General features: G+C 68.8%; 19 protein-coding genes. 5 read left to right on the top strand and 14 right to left on the bottom strand.

Going from position 1 to position 19,970, the window contains the following annotated elements; translation table 11 throughout:
- Positions 1-766: 766 nt before the first annotated feature.
- The 6 genes from ACFY3D_RS33745 to ACFY3D_RS33770 form a co-directional block, all read right to left on the bottom strand.
- Positions 767-970 carry a hypothetical protein gene (locus tag ACFY3D_RS33745; RefSeq protein WP_389987195.1) on the bottom strand — a complete coding sequence of 68 codons (204 nt, stop codon included), beginning with the start codon at positions 968-970 and terminating at the stop codon, positions 767-769.
- 182 nt (positions 971-1,152) lie between these two features.
- Positions 1,153-1,641 carry an ATP-binding protein gene (locus tag ACFY3D_RS33750; protein ID WP_389987198.1) on the bottom strand — a complete coding sequence of 163 codons (489 nt, stop codon included), beginning with the start codon at positions 1,639-1,641 and terminating at the stop codon, positions 1,153-1,155.
- A 99-nt stretch (positions 1,642-1,740) separates the two neighbouring features.
- The gene (locus tag ACFY3D_RS33755) at positions 1,741-2,586 is read right to left on the bottom strand and encodes an aldo/keto reductase (RefSeq protein WP_389987201.1); all 846 of its coding nucleotides are present in this window, start codon (positions 2,584-2,586) and stop codon (positions 1,741-1,743) included.
- The gene (gene tmk, locus ACFY3D_RS33760; RefSeq protein WP_389987204.1) at positions 2,570-3,238 is read right to left on the bottom strand and encodes a dTMP kinase; all 669 of its coding nucleotides are present in this window, start codon (positions 3,236-3,238) and stop codon (positions 2,570-2,572) included. Before tmk ends, ACFY3D_RS33755 begins: the two co-directional genes overlap by 17 nt.
- Positions 3,213-3,761 carry an exonuclease domain-containing protein gene (locus ACFY3D_RS33765; RefSeq protein WP_389987207.1) on the bottom strand — a complete coding sequence of 183 codons (549 nt, stop codon included), beginning with the start codon at positions 3,759-3,761 and terminating at the stop codon, positions 3,213-3,215. The genes tmk and ACFY3D_RS33765 overlap by 26 nt, the downstream gene beginning before the upstream one ends.
- Before the next feature lie 38 nt (positions 3,762-3,799).
- Positions 3,800-5,002: a hypothetical protein gene (locus tag ACFY3D_RS33770; RefSeq protein ID WP_389987210.1), complete on the bottom strand. Its 1,203-nt coding sequence runs from the start codon at positions 5,000-5,002 to the stop codon at positions 3,800-3,802.
- Between the two features lie 23 nt (positions 5,003-5,025).
- Here ACFY3D_RS33770 and ACFY3D_RS33775 point away from each other — a divergent pair, with 23 nt between their 5' ends.
- Together ACFY3D_RS33775 and ACFY3D_RS33780 are read left to right on the top strand one after the other, a co-directional pair.
- Positions 5,026-6,453 carry a helix-turn-helix domain-containing protein gene (locus ACFY3D_RS33775; protein WP_389987213.1) on the top strand — a complete coding sequence of 476 codons (1,428 nt, stop codon included), beginning with the start codon at positions 5,026-5,028 and terminating at the stop codon, positions 6,451-6,453.
- The gene (locus tag ACFY3D_RS33780) at positions 6,450-7,058 is read left to right on the top strand and encodes a YdcF family protein (RefSeq protein WP_389987216.1); all 609 of its coding nucleotides are present in this window, start codon (positions 6,450-6,452) and stop codon (positions 7,056-7,058) included. The genes ACFY3D_RS33775 and ACFY3D_RS33780 overlap by 4 nt, the downstream gene beginning before the upstream one ends.
- 25 nt (positions 7,059-7,083) lie before the next feature.
- Here the strand turns inward: ACFY3D_RS33780 and ACFY3D_RS33785 are convergent, their stop codons facing one another.
- Entirely contained in the window at positions 7,084-7,341 is a 258-nt protein-coding gene (locus tag ACFY3D_RS33785; protein ID WP_389987219.1) for a hypothetical protein, read from the bottom strand.
- Here ACFY3D_RS33785 and ACFY3D_RS33790 point away from each other — a divergent pair.
- Both ACFY3D_RS33790 and ACFY3D_RS33795 read left to right on the top strand, forming a co-directional pair.
- On the top strand, positions 7,340-7,822 hold the full coding sequence (locus ACFY3D_RS33790) for an NUDIX domain-containing protein (protein ID WP_389987222.1): 483 nt from the start codon (positions 7,340-7,342) through the stop codon (positions 7,820-7,822). The genes ACFY3D_RS33785 and ACFY3D_RS33790 overlap by 2 nt on opposite strands.
- 366 nt (positions 7,823-8,188) lie before the next feature.
- Positions 8,189-9,001 (top strand): DUF1684 domain-containing protein, encoded by an 813-nt coding sequence (locus tag ACFY3D_RS33795; protein ID WP_389987225.1) that lies wholly within the window; start codon positions 8,189-8,191, stop codon positions 8,999-9,001.
- 129 nt (positions 9,002-9,130) lie between these two features.
- Here the strand turns inward: ACFY3D_RS33795 and ACFY3D_RS33800 are convergent, their stop codons facing one another.
- The 7 genes from ACFY3D_RS33800 to ACFY3D_RS33830 all read right to left on the bottom strand — a co-directional run bounded on the left by ACFY3D_RS33800 (position 9,131) and on the right by ACFY3D_RS33830 (position 18,720).
- Positions 9,131-10,291: a serine hydrolase domain-containing protein gene (locus tag ACFY3D_RS33800; RefSeq protein WP_389987228.1), complete on the bottom strand. Its 1,161-nt coding sequence runs from the start codon at positions 10,289-10,291 to the stop codon at positions 9,131-9,133.
- Positions 10,292-10,595: 304 nt separating this feature from the next.
- Positions 10,596-11,771, bottom strand: a complete 1,176-nt coding sequence (gene aroC / locus ACFY3D_RS33805) for a chorismate synthase (RefSeq protein WP_389987346.1) — start codon at positions 11,769-11,771, stop codon at positions 10,596-10,598.
- Between the two features lie 5 nt (positions 11,772-11,776).
- A complete protein-coding gene (locus tag ACFY3D_RS33810; protein ID WP_389987231.1) occupies positions 11,777-13,072 on the bottom strand; it encodes a 3-hydroxybenzoate 6-monooxygenase in 1,296 nt (431 codons plus the stop codon).
- A 7-nt stretch (positions 13,073-13,079) separates the two neighbouring features.
- The gene (locus ACFY3D_RS33815) at positions 13,080-13,412 is read right to left on the bottom strand and encodes a hypothetical protein (RefSeq protein ID WP_389987234.1); all 333 of its coding nucleotides are present in this window, start codon (positions 13,410-13,412) and stop codon (positions 13,080-13,082) included.
- 612 nt (positions 13,413-14,024) lie between these two features.
- On the bottom strand, positions 14,025-16,466 hold the full coding sequence (locus ACFY3D_RS33820; protein WP_389987238.1) for an amino acid adenylation domain-containing protein: 2,442 nt from the start codon (positions 16,464-16,466) through the stop codon (positions 14,025-14,027).
- A 36-nt stretch (positions 16,467-16,502) separates the two neighbouring features.
- On the bottom strand, positions 16,503-17,672 hold the full coding sequence (locus ACFY3D_RS33825) for a 3-deoxy-7-phosphoheptulonate synthase (protein ID WP_389987241.1): 1,170 nt from the start codon (positions 17,670-17,672) through the stop codon (positions 16,503-16,505).
- Positions 17,673-17,697: 25 nt separating this feature from the next.
- Entirely contained in the window at positions 17,698-18,720 is a 1,023-nt protein-coding gene (locus ACFY3D_RS33830; protein WP_362926139.1) for a ketoacyl-ACP synthase III family protein, read from the bottom strand.
- A gap of 341 nt (positions 18,721-19,061) precedes the next feature.
- On the opposite strand from ACFY3D_RS33830, the gene ACFY3D_RS33835 reads away from it, so the two are divergent.
- Positions 19,062-19,640, top strand: a complete 579-nt coding sequence (locus ACFY3D_RS33835; RefSeq protein ID WP_350945176.1) for a CGNR zinc finger domain-containing protein — start codon at positions 19,062-19,064, stop codon at positions 19,638-19,640.
- Positions 19,641-19,970 lie beyond the last annotated feature (330 nt).

Below are 19,970 nucleotides of genomic sequence, written 5' to 3' on the forward strand. Positions count from 1 at the left end.
CGGGTTTTTCTCTGCTCAGTGGTAGGAGGCTCCCAGGTGTGCCACCCAACCGGAGCCCGCCAACGCTGGAAGTGGGTACGGGCCTCTATCCCGCACCAACGGCATCCATCAGGCGGCGTGATCGTTGTATCGGTGTTGGGCGAATCCTCGATCATGTCTCCTCCCACTCAGCATCATTCCCCATGACACTGACAAAATTCGCGACAGCGAGGGGTTAAAGCAGGACAGAAGCTACCCGATGCATCCCTGGCGAAGAAGTTGCCCATAGTACAGGTTCGGCATACGCCAGAGTCCGGAGCGCGGGGGCGGGCGGGACGTCTCAGTCTTGATCGCGGACGTCCGCATGTACTCATCACCACCTTGGTAAGCAATGCGGTCCAGCCGTCGCCCCCTTCAAACGGTCCTCCACCGGGGGCGGAACAGCCCACTGAGCTGATGCTCCACCTCACCACGGCAGGGTTCCGCGATGGACTCCCGGTGTTGTGAGGCATGGAGCCCTCTGGCGATAGCAGGGATGGGCGACCACCCGATCTGGGTATCGGTCACCATCCCTGCCCGTCGCGCCTTGGCCTATGAAGCGCGTGTGCTCCTCCGCGCATTGTGGATAACCGCCGCAGCGTCCTCAGCGGATTGCCTCGCCAGGTCGGGCAGGAGCGAGGTGTACGTGTCGGCCGCGATGGTGATCGAGGACAGCCCGAGGGTCTCCTGGACGACCTTCGTCTCGTATCCGGTGGCGAGCAGGATCGTTGTGGCCCCGTGGCGGAGGTCATGGAGGCGTACGAGGGGGCCTGGCCTCCATTGCGAGTTGCTTGAACTCCGCAGTTGCGTCGCCGGGGAACAGCGCCTCGCCGGTCTCGGTGACGAACACGAACCCTGAGCCCAACCACGCCTCCCCAGCGGCCAGGCGCTCGACGTTCCGGCGGAGCCGATGCGCCCTGAACTGCTGGATCGTGTTCCTAAAAGCACTCACAAAACGAGAAGTCTCACCATCTCGTTGAACGAGCTGACGGGACCGGCCTTGAGGCTCAACCCGAGAAGCAGAAGGCTCCTGCCGGACTCGCTCTGCGAGTCCGGCAGGAGCCTTCATGTGGTGGATCTACGGCGTATCCTGGCCGAGGAGGGCCAGCCTGTTAACGTCAGGCTGGGCCTCCCCTAAGAGGCGAGGGGTGTCGCCTGTTCCGCGTGGGGCCGAGCGTGCATGTCGACGTCGGTCCAGACCGTGTGGCCGACCGCCGGGCTGCCGTGGACGCCCATCGTGAACGCGAGCTGCGAGGCCAGGAACAGTCCCCGCCCGCCCAGGCACGGCTCGTTATGGGGCGCCATCCGGGACGGCACCGACGGGGCGCCCGCTCCGCCGAGGTCGGTGACCGCGACGTAGGCCAGATCGTCCAGGACGAGCTCCAGCCCGAACCAACCACCCGGCTGGCTTGAGCGCGTGTACAGCACCGCGTTGCTGCAGAGTTCCGTCACGATCAGCGCCACGTCATCCTCCCGAGCAGTCCCGGCGAACAGCACCGCCGCGAGCCTACGGGCCTCGCGAATCTGGTCGGTCCTCCCTGGGAACGTCCGACGCCATACCAGCGGGCCCGGCCCCTTCAACCACTCCTGCGCCGAGCCGCAGCCCAGCCTTCCCTTCACCATGCGCATCCTCCTCCATGATTCCGCCACCCGGCGGGCCGCGACGCGGCCACCGTGAACCGTGCGGCGGGCATCCATCAACGAACACCTCGCGTCACAAGGTCAAGCCCGACTCCTCCTGACCTCGCCTTCCCGCTGCGCCTTTCCCCACGTGGTTGCCTGGAGGTTCTCTTCCAGGTGATGGACCTTTGAGGTGCCGGGTATGGGCAGCATGACGGTCGACTGGCCTAGAAGCCCGGCCAGGGCGAGCTGACTGGGAGACTGCCCTGCCTTGGTCGCGGGTTCGGCGTTTGTGAGGGGCCGGGCGAGGCGTCCTTGGGCGAGCGGGAACCAGGGGAGGAACCCGAGCCCTTGCTCGGTGCAGTGGTCGAGTACGTCTTGGCTGGCACGATCTTCGAGGTTGTAGCGGTTCTGGACGGTGGCGATGAGTGCGTTTCGCCGGGCGCGCTCGATCTCCTGGATCGTGACCTTGGACAGCCCGAGGTGCCGGATCTTACCTTCTGCCTGCAGTGTGGCGAGTGCGCCTACTTGGTCTTCGAGCGGGATTCGCGGGTCGATGCGGTGGAGTTGGTAGAGGTCGATCGTCTCCAGCCGGAGACGTCGCAGGCTCATCTCGACGCATTGGCGTAGGTATTCAGGTCGTCCCAGGGGTGCCCACTGGTTGGGGCCTTGGCGGGTGAGGCCGCCTTTGGTAGCGATGACGAGGTCACCGGGGTAGGGGTGGAGAGCCTCGGCTATCAGGTTTTCGCTGACGTGCGGGCCGTAGGCGTCGGCGGTGTCGATGAGGTTGACGCCGAGATCGACTGCACGGCGCAGCACCCGAAGGGCTTCGGCGCGGTCCGTAGGCTCTCCCCAGGCGCCGGGACCGGTTAGCGGCATAGTGCCCAGGCCGAGCCGGTTGACCGGAAGGTCTCCGCCGATCAGGAACGTGTCATTCGTCGCGGGCATCGGCCACCTCCCGGTCGGGAATGGAGAAGAAGGCGTGCAGCCGGTCCCGAATGGTCGCCGCGAGCTGCGCGGGCAGTTCGTCGGTGCAGTCGATGGGCAAGATGTCGTATCCGGCTCGGATCAGGCGGTCGCAGGCCTGCCGGTAGAAGTGGGTCTCTGCGTGTGAGGAACCGGGGGTGAGCTGGAACCGGTTGTGTGCGCCCCGGGCAGCGAGCCGGGCTGCGATGGTCTGGGGATCGGCTTCCAAGACGACGGCGAGGTCTGGCCGATCAGCATGGGAGTTGAGGCTCCAGAGGAAGGCAGGATCGAGGCCGTCGAAGCGTTGCATGACGAGTCCGGAGGGGACGTACCGGTCGCAGATGACGATCTGTCCTGCGTCAAGACGAGGCCGAATCTCGTGGTCGAGGTGGTGGTAGCGGTCGGCGCTGTAGAGGCAGGCGAGGGCCGGGCCACTGACGCTCTCGGTCAGCCTCCGGGCGAGGCCGCCGATCAGGCCGCCTGATGGCTCGGCAGTGACGTGAACCTTCTCGCCGTCTGCGGTGAGCAACGCGGCGAGCTCGGCGACGACCGTTGACTTGCCTGTTCCGGACGGGCCGTCCACGGTCACGAACAGGCCGCGCCGCTGCTCAGAAAAGGGTCTCAGCCGGGTCATCAGCGGGCTCCTTCCCCAAGAGCGCGGCGAAGGTCAATGCCGTTTGGGCGGGCGGAGAGGCGAGGCGGGCGAGAAGCCGGGCGCACACGAGCGCGTCGTAGGTGGCTCGGTGTGGCTGGAGATCCGCGCCCAGGCCAGCGGTCAGCGAGAGGGTTTCGGCGAGGTGCCCGAGCTTGTAGGACATCTGACCGGGAAGGAGCCGCCGCGCGAGCTTGAGAGTGTCGACCACCTCGACAGGCGTGAAGCCCGGCAGCGTACGGGTCAGGACCCCGAGGTCTACGTGGGCGTTGTGCGCGACGAACACCGCCCTGTCCAGCTCGCTCCGGATTTCGGCGGCGACCTCCTCTGCTGTCGGTGCGGTCGAGACCTGGACGTCGGTGATGCGGTGGAACCGGCGGGCCATCGGTGTGATGGGCCGAGGAGGCTTGACCAGCCAGGACCGGGCATCCCCGATCTGTCCTTCGATGATCGAAACGATCGCGAGTTCGACAAGGTCGGGGGGCTGCTGCCCGTTGCCCTCCACGTCCACAACGGCGTACCGGTGGTGCGTCCAGGTTGAGGTCATGAGTTGTTCTCCCATCCGATGTCGGCGCGACCATGCTGGTGCTGCAGGTGCGGGTGCCCGGCGTCGTGGATCTGGAAGGCGAACTTGTGTTGGAGGAAGTACCTGGGCTGCTCGCTGGGAAGGCCTTCCACCTGCGCAGCTCGTTCGGTGACACTGAGCACCTTCAACCCTGCCGCCTCAGGCAGCGGCTTGGCGGCTTCTTGCAGCTGAATCGCCGTCGGTACCTGATGTGCGCCCGCGCAGAGCTGCAGCTGCCGGACGGGGCAGATGTCGCACAATTCCCGAATGCCGAAGTGTCCGTTGTAGTCGGGAAGCCCGTGGGCATAGGAGACCGCGCAGGAGGTCTTGCGGAAGAGCGCCGCGGAACTGTCACTCCTTGCGAAGGCTCGCAGGACCCGCTGCTCCAGCGTCTCCGGTACGATCTTCCGCCGGGCTGTGCCCTGGTAGGGCTCCGGTAGCCCGTTCGCCTTGTAGTAGTCGGCGATCTCGGCACGATAGAAGAGACCGGTGAACACGGCAGCGTCGGCGAACTTCGCCAGGTCAGCGGCCCGCGCGAGATGCTCGGGGCTGTCGTTGAGGCCTGGCACGAGGGGGCGCCAGTAGAACACCGTTCGGTACGTGCGTGGCCGATACCCACTGGCCAGCTTCATTGAGGTGGCCGAAACCTCCGAGGGGAATGGCTCGATCCGCTTGTCCTCGATCCCCGAGTAGGTGAACAGCAACGTCACCTTGAGGTTCTGCAGCGCCGACAGGACCTGACAGTCGGATTCCGTCACCTGGAACCGGGTGATCACCAGCACGTGGTTGGTGAGGCCTCGGCCGTCCAGGTCCTCCAGGCACGCGAACAGGTGCTCCTTCACCCCCGGCAGGAACGGGTCGGTGGCCCTGTTGAAGATCTGCACCGGTGTGACGTGTGCCTGGAAATAGCGGTGGCCGACGAGTTCGTCGACTGCTTCGGTGTCGGACATGAGGGCGCGCGGCTGCCGGGAGTCCCAGAGCCCGTAGGTGTGTCGGATGCAGTACGCGCAGTCCAGCGGACACCCTTGGACGTGGTTCAGCGACAGCCCGGACTTGCGGTACTCCACCACTTCACGCGCGCGGGTCGGCAACGCCGAAACCGCTTCGATCGGCAGCAGCGGCACACCGCGCCTGGGCAGCCGGGCGTGTTCGGTTTTGGTAGTCGGATCGACGGGTGACACGGAGGCCTCCAGCGGCAGTACGGATGAGGTCGTTCACCTGTTACGAAACCGCTACTGTCAGGCATCATGGAACCTGCCAGTCCCAGGCAGGCAGTCTGGCAGGCACCCCTGACGGCAAGGACGTGCAGGTGAACCCTCGACTCTCCTTTTCACCGGACAGACTGAAACACCATCGGGCGCGATCCGGAATGTCGCAGGCCGGACTCGCCGCCAAGCTCCGGGAGATGACCGGGACGACCACGGTCAGCGCGAATTACGTCTACCGATGGGAATCGGGGCTCCGGACACCCGACGACTGGCTCGTCGCGCTGGCGTTGGCACTCGAAGTCGAGGTCAACGACCTCTGTGAAACCGTGCCCGACCCAGCGGGCAGGAGCGGGCATCTGCAGTCCGCCGGACATGGTCTCGACCAGTGGGGGCAGGTGAGCGAAGTGCTCCGTCGGTCCTTCCTCGCGCGCGGGCTCACCCTGGCCGCGCTCCCGCCGGTCATCCGTGCCCTCGACGTGATCGGAGACGGCAACCTCGGAACCGTCACAGATGGCCTCGGTGAACTCGTCGACCACTACACCCAGTCGATGACGATCCTCGCTCCTGATCGCGCTTACGACGAAGTCTTGGCTGTCCGCGCCTATGCCGGTACGGTCCTTGATCGAGCCCACAACACCTCGCGAAGCCCTCAACTGGCCCTCATCTGCGGATGGTTGTCCGGGCTCCTGGCCGTCGCCGCTCATGACATGGGCGAACACGCCACTGCCCGACTGTGGTGCTCCGACGCCGAAAGGCGGAGCGAAGACGCACGACACCCCGAACTGGCAGGGTGGGCCTACCTGACCCGAGCGATGATCGCGCACTACCAGAGGCTGCCCAATGAGGCCGCCGCACTCGCGGCCAAGGGCCAGCACATCGCGCCCATCGGCACCGTAGCCCATGCCAAACTCGCCGCCCACCAGATGCGCGCCTCCGCGATGGCCGGAGACGCACAATCGTCAGCCGAGGCCAGGCAGCACGCCACTGTCGCACTCCGTGCTCTGCCCGCGAACGCTCCGACCACCGGCGTCTACTCGATAGCGCTAGCCGAGGATCCGCCGTACACAGCGACGTCCCTGCTCCTGGCCGGGCAGTACCGCGAGGCGGCCGCCGCAACCGAGCGAGTGATTCAAACCTGTTACCGCAGCGAAAGCCGTCAACAGGGCGGCAACCCCTCCGGCTACGCCCGGTCCCTCCTCATCCTCGGACTCGCGCATGCCGGCACCGGCGAGATCGACCAAGCAGCCTCCGCAGGGCTCGCCGCGCTCGACAGCAACCGCCACGTCTGGCCGACCATGACTCTGGCAGCCCAGCTCGAACGTTCACTCAGCCGCACGGACTCCAGCCAGATGGCACGCCAGTACGGCACCCGATACCGTGAAGTCGCTGATCAACTCGCGAACGCCCGAAGGACCACCGAATGATCGACAGTGAGCTCAGCGCGGATCGGATCGCAGAGATCACCGCCTTCGTGGACATCCAGGCCCCGCCCCTCGACGGCCTGCCCACAGCCCACTTCATCTTCGGCACCAACCAACTCGGCCCAGTCACCGACCTGGTGGCCGACCGATACAGACGCGGCCTCGCCCCCCTGATCATCGTCACCGGCGGCGTCAACCGTCATACCGGCATCGTCGAAGGCCGTGAGTTCTTTCGCGCCTTGACCGAGAACGGCGTCCCAACCGAGGTGATCCGGGTCGAGGACACTTCGGCCAACACCTGGCAGAACGTCGAGTACGCCGCCGCCCATATCCACGAAGCGCTGAACCTTGGCCTGAAGATCACCGCGATCAGCAAGTGGTTCCACCGCCGCACGGTCCACGCCCTCAAGACCCACGCCCCGGACATCGGTGACTTCCACGCCCTCGGCTGGGAACCCGAGTACGAGGGCCGCGTCGTAACGAGGCGAAACTGGACCGCCATTCCTGATGGTCGACGCCGCATCATCCGAGAGTGGGAAGAAGTCACACGCCGCCTGGCCGAAGGCGAGATTGTTACGCTCGACCGAGGATCCGAAACGTGGCAATGATCGTCGGGCCGCACGCGCCCGGCTGTTAATCCACCCTGTTGGCTCCGTGTTTGCTCCAACGCTCCGCGATGAACCGGCACGCAGCGATACGGGTCGACATCAGAACCGGGCGAATGTCGTACGCCACGGCATGAAACAGTGCCGTGCAATCCGGATGAAACGGGCGCACGATCCGTGGAGCGGTCTCTTGATCGACGGGTCCGGGGTTCGAGTCCCCGGCGCGGCCCTGCTGGAACAGCGCATCCGGCACGCGGCCACCGCCGCGTGAAAGGATCGTGTCCATGCCCGCGCCCGGCACCGCCCTGCCCCCCGCGCTCGAAGCACACACCCTCCTTGTCGCCGCCGTCATCGTCCACGATCGGACGCGGCAACGAGTCCTCCTCATACAGCGAGCGGCCGGAGCGAAGTTCGCCCCCAACCACTGGGACCTTCCCGTCGGCAAGGCGAGCAAGGGCGAAGTGATCACCCAAACCGCGGTCCGCGAGCTGAAAGAGGAGACCGGACTGGTCGTAGACCCCGCCGACCTGCGAGTAGCCGGTCTCATCCACTGCTCCTGGGGTGTCGAGGCGCCGAACGGCTTCGTCACCGTTGTCTTCGTCGCCGACACCTGGAGCGGCACCCCGGTCAACGCCGAACCTCGCAAACACGCACGCGTCGCCTGGCACCCGGCAGACCGGATACCTCAGGCATTCGTGTCCACCACTCGCACCGCGCTGATCAACTACCTGACAGGTGGCCCCATGGTGACCACCGAGGGATTCTGATCCCCAGTGATATCTCCTCCGGTCCCCAGTGATATCTCCTCCGGTCACAGGCCACCACTTACCGGAACGGTGACGCCTCCGCGTGCTGTCAGGCGGGCGGCGGCGAGTGGGCCTCGCCCGTTACCCGCACCGGGTGGTGTCGGCGGCATTGATCACCTTCAGGGCTCCGAGCCGCCCGGTCCGTGGCCTTCACACGGTGGTGCGCCGTTGTTTCCTTCGAGGGGGGCGAGTGTCCAGTGGTCGCCTCGCGAGGGGATGGACCTGATGGTTGAGTGTGTTCTGGTCGTCCGAATATCAACGCTGGACATAAACCAATCTAAAAGGTAGGAATAGTATGAAAGGTCTCGCGCATCTTGAGGAGCAGCCATGGCAGCCAAAGTGATCGACGTGGCCGCGTACGTCCAGGAATGGCAGGACTGGCACCACCGGCACGAGAGAGCGCTGGCCGATCCCCACGGGTTCCTCGCCGTCACGAACCTGCACTGGCTGACGCCTGAACCGCAGCGCCTGCCGGATGCCCCAGGAGAGTGGTCGACCGGCGGCGAGGGCGTAGTGGTGACCCTCGGCGACGCGGAGGAACTGGTCGTGGACGGCACGCCTGTGCGTGGCCGGTACGTGTTCGGCCACATCCCCGAACGCGGTTCGATCAATGCCGCCTGGGGTGAAGCGGTGATCGAGGTGGCCAAGCGAGGCGGGCATGACATCGTCAGGCCCAGACACCCGGATCACCCGCTGCGTGTCGCGTTCGCCGGCACTCCGGTGTTCCCTCCGGACCCGCGATGGTTGGTCGTCGGCCGCTACCTGCCGTTCGACGAGCCCCGGCCGACGGACGTCGGGGCGGCGGTGGAAGGGCTGAGGCACGTCTACGACGCGCCAGGGCGGGTCGAGTTCGAACTCGACGGGCAGACGCTGAGCCTGACGGTGTTCAACGGTCACGCGCCGGGCAGCTTGATCGCCCTGTTCACCGATGCGACCTCCGGCGTGACCACCTACGCCGCCAACCGCGTCCTGCAGCTCGGGGTGCCCGATGCCGACAACCAGGTGACCGTGGACTTCAACCGGGCCACGAACCTGCCGTGCGCCTACAGCGACCTCGCCACCTGCCCGCTGCCGCCGGAGGAGAACCGGCTGCCGGTCGCGATCGAGGCAGGCGAGAAGATCCCCTACGAGCGCGGCTGACATCCGGACGAGCGCGCCCGTGGCCTGCGGGTCACCCGTGTCACCGGCGCCTCCGCGTCCCGTGTCACCGGAACGGCGACGCCTCCGCGTGCCGTCAGGACGGCGCGGAGGCGAGAGGGCGGCCGCCCGTTACCCGCACAGGGTGGTGTCGAGAGCCTTGATGACTTTCAGGGCTCCGGCCTCGCTGCCGGGCAGGGCGGTGACCGCGAGTGCGGAGGCCCGGCCGTCGGGGGTGGCGGCGTTGCGGGTCTCGTAGCCGTCGATGTCACCGCCGTGGCCCCATCCGGTGTCGCCGCAGCTCAGCTTCATCTTGACCACACCGAGCCCGTACCGCCAGCCCTCGGGGAATCCGGGGGCCTTCACCGTCTTCTTCATCTCCGCCAGTTGCGCGGGCTTGAGCAGTTTGCCGTCCAGGAGGGCGAGGAAGAAGGTGTTGAGGTCGTCCGGGGTGCCGATGAGCTGGCCGGCCGCGCCGCCCCAGGACGGGTCCATCGTGGTGACGTCGACGAACTCGCCCTTGGGCTCGCTCACCGTGTAACCGCGGGGGTGCGGGCCCTTGACGGTCTGGTCGCCGACGCCCGGCCAGTAGGTGTCACGCAACCCGGCGCGGTCGATGACCCGCTTGGTGACCTCTTCGGCGATCGGCCGGCCGGTGACCTTCTGCACGATCAGGCCGAGCAGCAGGTAGCCGGTGTTGCTGTACTCCCAGCTCGTGCCCGGCCTGAACGACGCCTTGTGGCGCAGCGCCACGTCGATCATGTCCCTGGCCTCGACATAGCGATGCTGGATCTTGGAAAAGTCCCCGTGCATGTAGCGGGTGTAGTTGGGCAGGCCGCTGGTGTGCTGGAGAAGCTGGCGGACGGTGATCTTGCGTCCGTCGCCGGCCTTGCCGCGGATCATCCCGGGCAGGTACTTCTCGATCGGTCCGTCCAGCTTGATCCTGCCCTCGCCGACGAGCTGCAGGACGACGGTGGCGACGAACGTCTTGGTGTTGCTGCCGATGCGCACCCGGCCGTCGGCCGGCACCTCCTCCCGGGTCTTCAGGTTCCCGACGCCCGCGGTGTAGCGGGTGACGCGACCTTCGCGGTCGCGGACCGAGGCGAGCGCGCCGGGAAACTCCTTGCCGATCAGCCCGTCAAGTGACTTCTGCACGCCGTCGTCGAAACCGGCGGTCGCCGACGCCTTTGTCGAGGCCGAGGCGGCGACCGGCGCGGCGGCGGCACCTACGGCGATCATCGCGGCGAGCCCGCAGGCGAGGAAACGGGACCGGGGAGAGGTAGGGCTGAACATCGGAACTCCTTGTTCGAGGGTCACTTGCCGACCCCTGAAGCATGTCGCGGGGGAGATCATCACTTCGATCCCGCGAACTGGAGACCCGTGGTACAGCTGGCGCTACCTCGACCGGCCGCGCCGGTCGTTCCGTCGGCGGCGCGGACCGCCGGCCGTCAGGACACCTCAGCCGACCAGAGACTCGTGGTACGACCGGCGCCACCTGGATCAGGCGCGCCGGTCGGTCCGCAGGCGGGACGACAAGTCCTGGGGCGTTCGCCAGGCCGCCCGCCCGTGCTTCGGTCCGCCGCTCCCCGGGGACGTGTCAGCCGATGGGCAGGTGGTCGAGGTAGCCGCGGACGTTGCGGCGGGTCTCGGCCACCGAGTCCCCGGCGAACTTCTCCGCCACCGCGTCCGCCAGGACCAGCGCGACCATCGCCTCGGCGACGATCCCCGCGGCCGGGACCGCGCACACGTCCGACCGCTGGTGGTGGGCCCGCGCCGGGGCGCCGGTGGTGACGTCCACGGTGGCGAGGGCCCGTGGCACGGTCGCGATCGGCTTCATCGCCGCGCGCACCCGCAGCGCCTCGCCCGTGCTCAGTCCGCCTTCGGTCCCGCCGGAGCGGCCCGAGGTCCGCCTGACGCCCTCGGGGGTCGGCACGATCTCGTCGTGTGCTCTCGACCCCGGCGTACGGGCCAGCTCGAAGCCGTCCCCGACCTCGACGCCCTTGATCGCCTGGATGCCCATCAGGGCGCACGCCAGCCGCGCGTCGAGGCGCCTGTCCCAGTGCACGTGGGAGCCGAGCCCCACGGGGACCCCGTACGCGAGGACCTCGACCACGCCGCCGAGCGTGTCACCGTCCCGGTGGGCCCGGTCGATCTCGGCGACCATCGCCTTGCTCGCGTCCGCGTCCAGGCAGCGCACCGGGTCGGCGTCCAGCCTCCCGGCGTCCGCGGGGACGGGAAGGACCCCGTCGGGGGCCTTCGCCGAGGCGAGTTCCACCACGTGCGAGACGAGCTCGATCCCGGCCGTCTCCCGCAGGTAGGAGCGGGCCACCGCCCCCAGCGCCACCCGCGCGGCCGTCTCCCGCGCGCTCGCCCGCTCCAGGATCGGACGGGCCTCGCCGAAGCCGTACTTCTGCATGCCCGCCAGGTCGGCGTGGCCGGGCCTGGGCCGGGTCAGCGGGGCGTTGCGCGCCAGCCCTTCCAGCACCTTGGGGCCGACGGGGTCGGCCGCCATGACCTGCTCCCACTTGGCCCACTCGGTGTTGCCCACCACGATCGAGACCGGCGAGCCCAGGGTCAGCCCGTGCCGTACGCCGCCGAGGATGGTCACCTCGTCCATCTCGAACCGCATCCGCGCGCCCCGGCCGTAACCCAGCCGCCGTCTGGCGAGCGCGTCGGCCAGCATGCCGGTGGTGACCGGCACACCGGCGGGCAGCCCTTCCAGGGTCGCGACGAGGGCGGGTCCGTGCGATTCTCCCGCGGTCAGCCAACGCAACCTGCTCACCGGGCCACTCCTTCACTGCTGAGGCTGAGTTGGCGGAGGTCGTCGGACACCAGGTGTTCCCCGGACACGCCGAGGTCACCGGAGCCGAAATCGGAGCCCGAGCCGAAGTCCAGGCCGGATCCGAAGTGGCGGGCGCCGTGCAGCCAGGCCACCTTGTCGTGCAGGTCGTCCACCGTGAGGGAGGACAGCATCGCGTTCCGCGCCCGTGCCTCGGCGCCCGCCGGGTGATAGAGGCGTTCCCCCATCGCGCGGGCCACCAGCTGGGTTCTGGCCGTGCGTTCGCGGCGCTCGGCGTTGTACTTCTCCAGGCGCTGGGTGAAGGCGTCCTCGTCGCAGTCGAGCAGCCTGCCGATCACCACCGCGTCCTCGAGCGCCATGCACGCGCCCTGGGCGGCGTACTGCAGCATCGGGTGCGCGGCGTCGCCGAGCAGGGCGACCCGCCCGTCCGTCCAGCGGTCGACCGGGTCGCGGTCGCACAGGACCCAGGTCCGCCACTCCTCGCCCAGCTCCAGCAGGGCGCGGGCCGTCTCGCTCAGGCCGGGGAACTCGCCCAGTACGTGGGACCTGTCCGCGGGCTCGCCCGCCAGTTCCTCGCGGGCGCCGTCGTCCCGGGTGGCGGCGAGGTTCAGGAACCTTCCGCCGCCGATCGGGTAGTGCACGAAGTGCCACTTCGGGCCCGCCCAGAGGGTGACGGTGTTCCACCGCAACTCCGCGGGGACCTTCTCCATGGGGATGACCGAACGGTAGATGGTGTGCCCGGAGATCCGGGGCCTGCCGTCCCCGACGAGCTGACGGCGGACGGCCGAGCGGATGCCGTCGGCCCCGATGAGGGCGGCGCCGGTGAAGCGCTCTCCGGTGTCCGTGACGGCGGTGACACCGGTCGGGTCCTGTTCGTAGCGGGTGACCCACCGGCTGCCGAGCAGTTCGATGTCGCCGGACGCGCGGCAGGCGTCGAGCAGCGACTGGTACAGGTCACCTCGGTGGACCACCGCGTACGGGTCGCCGAACCGGCGCCGGTAGCCGTCGGTCAGCGGCATGCTGGCCACCCGCTCGCCCGTGGTGCCGTCCATGAAGCGCAACTCGTCGATGAAGACCGCCCGCTCGCGCACGGCCTCGCCGACACCGAGGTGGCGGAGCGCGTGGAAGGCGTTCGGTGCCAGCTGGATGCCGGCGCCCAGTTCGGCGAACGTGGGCTGGCGTTCCAGCACGATCACCCGGTGTCCCCGATCGGCGACGCTCAACGCCGCCGCGAGACCGCCGATGCCACCACCGGCAATGAGAATCCTCGCCATGTCCTCGTCATCCCTCCAGGGCCAGGCCACGGCCCGCCAGTTCGGCGACGTCGAAGATGCCCTCGGTGGTGGCCTCCACATCGAAGACGGAGCGCTGGACGGGCGGGAATCCGATCAGTTCGGCGGCCCTGGCCGGCAGCGGGACCGCCGCGGCCTCCGCCGACTCCCAGAGCAGCACGGCGCCCCAGCGGTCGCTGCTCCGGTCGGAGATCCAGAACTTCAGGCGCAGCCCGGGAATCCCGGCGAAGCGGTCCACCGCCTCGTCGCGCAGGAACGCGCGGAGCGAATCGACGGTCTGGTCCGACTCCCGTAGGTCCCACCAGACGACGACGGCCTGCATGCGCTTGACACCTCCGGAATCGAATGCCTTTATGCCGTTGTCGCCGACGACGTTTTTCCCGCATAGGAAACGGGTTTCGACTCCGGTTTTACGGCCATTCTTGTGACTGTTGTCTATTACGGTAGGTCGCCGTTAAGGGCGGGACAACGGCCCTGCGATAAGGCATTCTTCTCAGGATGTGAACGATAAGCGGGGGGTGCGGAAAAATGTTGGCGGAACGAATGTTCGGGCTCCGGTGCGGATGGGGAGAGAGCGAAAAGGGCGGAGCCGGGGTCGCGATGCGAAAGGCCGCGAAGAAACATGGCGGGAAGGCGCGCGGGGTGAGGGAGCGCGATATCGGGGCTCCCCGTGTGAAGAGTGCGCTGTGAAGAGGGTGACCGCGACACGAGGAACCGGCCCCGGCGTTTCGCCGGAGCCGGTTCCTCTTCAGCGGGTCCGTTCCACGGGGGTCGGCGGCTTCGTTGGCGCCGTTCCGTGGGGGGTGGGTTTCTGTGGTGCTGTTTCACGGGGGTCGGCGGCTTCGTTGGCGCCGTTCCGTGGGGGGTGGGTTTCTGTGGTGCTGTTCCATGGGGGTCGGCGGCTTCGTCGGCGCCGTTCCATGAAAATCGGGGGTCAGCCCTTCTGCGCCGCCGCGATGGTGCAGGCCATCCGCTCGATGCTCGCCTCGTCGAACAGGTCGTCGATGTCGGCGTCAACGTCGAAGGCCTCGCGGATCCGGTCGGTCAGGCGGGCCGCGCGCAGGGAGTCACCGCCCAGCTCGAAGAAGTTGTCGAGGATGCCGATGCCTTCGAGCTCCAGCGTCTTCGCCCAGATCTGCTGCAGGGTCCGCTCGATGTCGTTGCGCGGCTCCTGGTAGGGGCTGCCGACGTCCGGGCGGGACCGGGGCGGCTCGGGGAGCGCGGTCCGGTCGATCTTGCCGTTCGTCGTCGTCGGGAGGCCGCCGACCACGTACGCCGCCGGCACCATGAACGAGGGAAGCGTCTGGCGCAGCGCCGCTCGAAGGTCCCGCACCTCGGGGACGGGCCCGGGGCGCGGCTCGATGTAGGCGACCAGCTGGACGTCTCCCTGACCGTCCTTCCTGGCCAGCACCGCCGCCTGGCCGACACCCGGCTGTGCGGCCAGGACGGCCTCGATCTCGCCGAGGTGCACCCGGTTGCCGCGGACCTTGATCTGGTTGTCGGTACGGCCGACGATCTCGATGCTTCCGTCGGTCCAGTAGCGCGCCACGTCGCCCGTCCGGTACAGCACCGGGTGGCGGACCGGGTCCATCGGGTTGGCGAGCCACTTCTCCGCGGTGGCCTCCGGCCGGCCCAGGTACCCCTCCGACAGGCTCTCGCCGGCCACGAAGATCTCACCGACGACTCCCGGCGGGAGGACCTCGAGGTTCTCGCCGAGCACGTACGCCTTGACGTTGGGCGTCGGCCGCCCGATCGGGGGCAGGCGGTGGGCGCGTCCCTCCTCACCGAGGTCCACGCCGAGCTGGGTGATGTCGCACGTGGCCACCACCGTCGCCTCCGCGGAGCCGTACAGGTTGAACACGTGGAAGGGAAGGTCGGCGGAGGGCCACGACTGCACGCGCTCGCCGCAGATCCTGATGTTGACCAGCTCGGTCTCGGCGGGCCAGTGAAGCGTCCACAGCCGTTCGGCCATCGCCTTCATGAGCAGGGTGTGGGTGATCCGCTCGGAGACGAGCCAGTCGCGCAGCCACTCGGGCGAGGTCACGACCGACGGCTCGGGGATGTGGACCGTGGCGCCCGCGGCCAGGACCGAGAAGCACTCGACCTCCACCATGCCGTAGCCGGGCGCCGCCAGCCACGTCCCTCGGGACTCCTCGGTGATACCGCAGATGACACGCATGCTGTAGATGAGGTTGCGGGCCGCGCCGTGCGGCACCATCACGGCCTTGGGCACGCCCGTGGAGCCGGAGGTGTAGCAGATGTGGATGAGGTCTGATGCCTTCACCGGCTCGCTGACGGGGGTGGTGGGCTCGTCGCGCCAGTCGGTGCCGTCGAGCGAGAGCACCGGGCAGATCCCCGACACCTTGAACTCGTGGGCCCTCATGGTGAGCACCACCACGGCCGAGGCGTCCTCGATCATGAAGCGGACGCGGTCGTCGGGGAACTCGGGGTCCAGCAGGATCGCCGCAGCCGCCGTCTTGAAGCAGGCGAGCTGCGCGATCAGGCTCTCGGCGCCGCGTGGGAAGCAGACCCCGACCCGGTCGCGGGGGCGGACCCCCTGTGCGGCGAGCCGGTGGGCGAGCTGGTTGGCCTGGTCGTCGAGCTCGCGGAAGGTGAGCCGGCCACCGGGCCAGGCCACCGCGACCGTGTCGGGCGTCCGGCGTGCGATGTCCGCGACGACCTCGTGGAAGAAGAGGGCGGGTACGGGCTCGTCGGTCTGGTTCCAGTCGACGAGGATGCGCCGGGACTCCTCCTCGGTGAGCAGGGGGATGTCCCGCAGCGTGACGGCCGGGTCGGCGGCGATGGCGTCGAGGACCCGTCCCAGGTGCAGCGCGTACTGGGCGGCGGCGTCCGCGTCGAACTCCGCCCGCGACATCACGAGGTCGAGGGCGTCGGCGTCCCGGGTGAACACGGTCAGCGCGGCGCGCGGCCCCGGCTGCTCACCGTTCGCGGAGACGGCACCACCGGTGGAGGCGCCGTTCGCGGAGACGGCACCGGCGGAGAGGCCGTTCGCGGAGACGTCACCCGCGGGGGCGCCGTTCGCGAGGGCGTCGCCGGTGGAGACGACGGCGTGGCAGGGCTCGCCGGTGGCGGGCTCCGCGGTGCCGGCCGCGATCGCGGCCAGCAGCTCCGCGGCGGTCGTGTCGCCGGACACCCGCACCCGGACGGTCTCGGCGGGACCCCGCCCCGCCCGCCCGATCAGCAGGTCGGTCTCGGCGGTGTAGCGGTGGAGCAGGCCCGCCAGGGCCGCGACCGCGAACGTCTCCCGGTGCGGCAGGGCCTTCTCCGGGACCGGGATGGAGTGCCGGTGCGGAACTCCGGGCGGGCCGTCACCGGCGGGACGGGCTAGGGGAAGCGACGAGTTGGTCGTTTCCATGAGAATCGTTCCTCTCGAAATAGCGGGTCGGAGGTCTCAGGCGAGAGCCGGCAGCGGGGAGGGGAGGGCGAGCTCGACCTGTGAGGAGATGCCCTCGGCACCGGTCCGCCGCAGGGCACGCCCGGCCTCGACGGCCTCGGCGAGTCCGTGGATCATGCGGGTGGTCTGGTCCCAGTCCACGCAGGCGTCGGTCACGCTCTGCCCGTACGCGAGGCTGTCCGTCCGGCCCAGGATCAGGTCCTGCCGGCCCGCGGCGAGGAAGCTCTCCAGCATGATCCCGGCGATGCCGGTCTCCCCGCCGGCGATACGGTGCGCGATGTCCGCGGCGACGAGGGGCTGCCGCTCGTGGTCCTTGCCGCTGTTGCCGTGGCTGGCGTCGATGAAGAGGCGCTGGGGCAGGCCCGCCTTCTTCAGCAGTGCGAGGGCGCCGGCCACGTCGGAGGGGCTGTAGTTGGGGGCCGTGCTGCCGCCGCGCAGGACGACGTGGCAGTCGGGGTTCCCGCTGGTGGAGACGATCGAGACGACGCCGTCGTCGTCGATGCCCGGGAACACGTGTCCCTTCGAGGCGGCGACGATGGCGTCGACCGCGTCCTCCACGTGGCCGCTCGTCGCGTTCTTGATGCCGACGGGCATGCTGAGCCCGCTGGTGAGCTGCCGGTGCACCTGGCTCTGGACGGTGCGGGCACCGATCGAGCCCCAGGACACGGCGTCGGCGAAGTAGCGGGGGGTGAGCGGGTCGAGGAACTCGCAGCCGATCGGCAGGCCGGTCTCCAGGATGTCCAGCATCAGCCCTCGCGCCAGGCGCAGTCCGCTGTTGAGGTCGTGCGAACCGTCGAGGTGGGGGTCGCTGATGAGGCCCTTCCAGCCGAGGCGGGTCCGCGGTTTCTCCATGTAGACCCGCATGACGACCACGAGCGAGCCGGACACCTGCCGCGCGAGCTCGGAGAGCCGCTCGGCGTAGGTCAGGGCGGCGCAGGGGTCGTGGATGGAGCACGGGCCGGCGACCACGACGAGCCGGTCGTCCTCGCCGTTCAGCACCTGGGTGACCCCGTACCGGCCGCCGAGGACGGTCTCCCTGGCGGTGGACGAGACCGGGATCTCCTCCCGCAGCGCCGCGGGCGAGAAAAGCCGGTCGACCGGGGTGACGCGGGAGTCGAGGGAGTCGATGAGGGAGGGCAGCACGTCGGGGGTGTGGGTGATGGTCATTGCGGGGTTCCTTCCGGTGGAGTGGTCAGGCGTTGTCCGCCGCGAGAACCGCCGCGGAGAAGGTGAATCCCATTCCGGTGCCGATGAGGAGCACCCGTGCTCCCGGCTCCAGCAGGTCCTCGTTCAACAGGTGGTGCAGGCCGTAGAGCTGGTCGGCGGGACCGAGGTGCCCGATCGTGAGCCCGAGTTCGGCCAGGGTGTTGCCGGGAATGCTCTTCAGGGGTCGTACGAAGCTCTCCCTGAACAGGGTCCGCCCGACGAACGGTGTGACGAGCCAGTCGATCTCGTCCATGGACAGGCCGGCGTCGGCCAGTGCCGTGGAGACGACGCCGGCGGTCCCGGCCGCCGACCTCGCGCGGACGTCGCGCAGCGACAGCTCGCCGCGCGTCAGGAACTCCCGGGTCCTGCGCCTCATGTCGGGGTGCGGTTCGGGAGCCGTACGGAACGGCTCGTCGCCGCGCGAGAGTCCTTCGAGGGCGGTGTCGGTCTGCGAGGCGCAGGACAGCAGCCTCAGTCGGCCACGGCCCCGGGTGACCACCGCCGAGGCGGCGCCGTCACCGAAGACCATGCCGGGGGAGAGGTACCAGCGGTCGGTGGGAGGGGCGAAGCGGTCCGCGACCGTGATGAGGGCGGAGGGGAGTTCGGGGCGTCCCGCCAGCATGCTCGCCGCGATCTCCAGGCAGGCGAGGGAGCCGTTCGACGCCGCGGAGACGGTCATCGGCATCCCGGCCATCCGGGTGCCCAGCAGCTCCCCGCCGATCCAGCAGGCCGCGGGCCACATGTCGATGCCCTGGAAGTGGCTGTGGCTGTGCAGGTAGAGGGTGTCGGGGCCGATCTCCGTCCCGTGGGCGGCGGCCTCCTTGAGCGCCTGCCTGCCGGCGGTCACGGCCATCTCGGGGGGAGCCTGCGAGGACTGGGCGACGGAGATCATTCCGGTGCTCTCGGCGACCTCGGCCGAGTACGAACCGTCCTCGACGGCCCGGGTTATGGGCACCCGGTCGCCGAGCGTGCCGCCCGTGCCGGAGATCCAGATGTCATCGAACCGCATCGCTGAGAGTCCTTTCCGTGCCGAGGCCTCGGGACGTTCCAGGGGGACGCGTGTCGCCGGTGATCTCCCTGCCGCCGATGCGGGCGGGGTGGACCTCGGTCGTCACGTCGTTTCCCTTCGCGCTCCGGAACTCGCGGTTGGCCGTTTCTCGGTTACCAGCAATTACGCTAAGGCGGTAACAGGAGTAGGGCAACGGGGGTGTGATAAGAGCTCCTTTTCGGGATGCGAACGTCGCATGTTGAGGAAAGGAAGGGATCCTGCGTCGTGAGTCCTGCTGGATCGCCGTTAAATCATCGGTAGCGCACTACCGGCAAAGGTAGTTCAATAGTAAAATTGTCAGGATGAAGCGACAACCGGGAGACAGGGCCGTGGCACCGGGCCCGCTCGCACTGGTGCAGGCGTTCGTCAACAGCGTGAACGTGGAGTTCGGGCCTGACTATCTGGCCACCGTGGAGGGTCTCACCATCTGGCTGGAGCGCAACGGCCTCGGTGACCCGAGGGTGGAGCCGGGCGAGCTCGACCGCCGCGACGCCGTGACCCTGCGGGAGGCGTTGCGCGCGCTCCTGCGGGAGAACAACGGCGGCCCCCCCGACCTCCAGGCCCGCCGCACGATCGAGCACATCGCGCGTGACTGCCCGCTCGTCGTGGGGTTCGAAGGGGAGACGGGGGAGCTCGGCCTGCGGCCCGCGCTCACCGATGTGCGCGGAGCCCTGGCCAGGGTGCTCGCGGCCGTCGCCGGCGCCGTCGCCGACGGCTCCTGGCAGCGTCTCAAGGCGTGCGGCGAGCACCGATGCGAGTGGATCTTCTACGACCGGTCGCGAAACAAGGGCAGCCGCTGGTGCTCGATGGCGGTGTGCGGGACGCGGTCCAAGATGCGCACCTACCGCGAGACGAAGCGGGTCCACAGCGAGAGCGGCTGAGCCGCGCGGACCAAGTGGTCTCCTGCCGGGTACGTCCGGCGCGTCACCTCGCACGTGGGCCGGGAACGGCGATACGCCCAGGTCGGGCGGCATCACCTCGCGTGCAGATCAGGCATGTCCGAGTCCGCCGATGTCACCTCACGTCCGACTCCGACGGCGTCGCTTCGCACGAGGGCAGGGGGACACATCCGGGTCAGACGGCGTCACCTCGCGCGCAGGTCAGGCATGTCCGAGTCAGGCGGCGTCACCTCGGGCGTGGGCCGGGAGCGGGAACACGTCTCGGAAGCCGTGGGACGACACCGGCCCGCCGCGACGCCCGCGATCATGCCG

It is taken from the genome of Streptosporangium sp. NPDC000509, from assembly GCF_042898365.1.
GTDB lineage: Bacteria > Actinomycetota > Actinomycetes > Streptosporangiales > Streptosporangiaceae > Streptosporangium.

Excerpts from the sequence above, each read along its gene's own strand:
- ACFY3D_RS33830 (WP_362926139.1), bottom strand. The coding sequence starts at position 18,720 with ATGCGGTTCGATGACATCTGGATCTCCGGCACGGGCGGCACGCTCGGC.
- ACFY3D_RS33825 (WP_389987241.1), bottom strand. The coding sequence starts at position 17,672 with ATGACCATCACCCACACCCCCGACGTGCTGCCCTCCCTCATCGACTCC.
- ACFY3D_RS33755 (WP_389987201.1), bottom strand. The coding sequence starts at position 2,586 with ATGCCCGCGACGAATGACACGTTCCTGATCGGCGGAGACCTTCCGGTC.
- ACFY3D_RS33800 (WP_389987228.1), bottom strand. The coding sequence starts at position 10,291 with ATGTTCAGCCCTACCTCTCCCCGGTCCCGTTTCCTCGCCTGCGGGCTC.
- ACFY3D_RS33750 (WP_389987198.1), bottom strand. The coding sequence starts at position 1,641 with ATGGTGAAGGGAAGGCTGGGCTGCGGCTCGGCGCAGGAGTGGTTGAAG.
- ACFY3D_RS33820 (WP_389987238.1), bottom strand. The coding sequence starts at position 16,466 with ATGGAAACGACCAACTCGTCGCTTCCCCTAGCCCGTCCCGCCGGTGAC.
- ACFY3D_RS33785 (WP_389987219.1), bottom strand. The coding sequence starts at position 7,341 with ATGGACACGATCCTTTCACGCGGCGGTGGCCGCGTGCCGGATGCGCTG.
- ACFY3D_RS33780 (WP_389987216.1), top strand. The coding sequence starts at position 6,450 with ATGATCGACAGTGAGCTCAGCGCGGATCGGATCGCAGAGATCACCGCC.
- ACFY3D_RS33835 (WP_350945176.1), top strand. The coding sequence starts at position 19,062 with ATGAAGCGACAACCGGGAGACAGGGCCGTGGCACCGGGCCCGCTCGCA.
- ACFY3D_RS33795 (WP_389987225.1), top strand. The coding sequence starts at position 8,189 with ATGGCAGCCAAAGTGATCGACGTGGCCGCGTACGTCCAGGAATGGCAG.
- ACFY3D_RS33810 (WP_389987231.1), bottom strand. The coding sequence starts at position 13,072 with ATGGCGAGGATTCTCATTGCCGGTGGTGGCATCGGCGGTCTCGCGGCG.
- tmk (WP_389987204.1), bottom strand. The coding sequence starts at position 3,238 with ATGACCCGGCTGAGACCCTTTTCTGAGCAGCGGCGCGGCCTGTTCGTG.
- ACFY3D_RS33775 (WP_389987213.1), top strand. The coding sequence starts at position 5,026 with ATGAGGTCGTTCACCTGTTACGAAACCGCTACTGTCAGGCATCATGGA.
- ACFY3D_RS33790 (WP_389987222.1), top strand. The coding sequence starts at position 7,340 with ATGCCCGCGCCCGGCACCGCCCTGCCCCCCGCGCTCGAAGCACACACC.
- ACFY3D_RS33815 (WP_389987234.1), bottom strand. The coding sequence starts at position 13,412 with ATGCAGGCCGTCGTCGTCTGGTGGGACCTACGGGAGTCGGACCAGACC.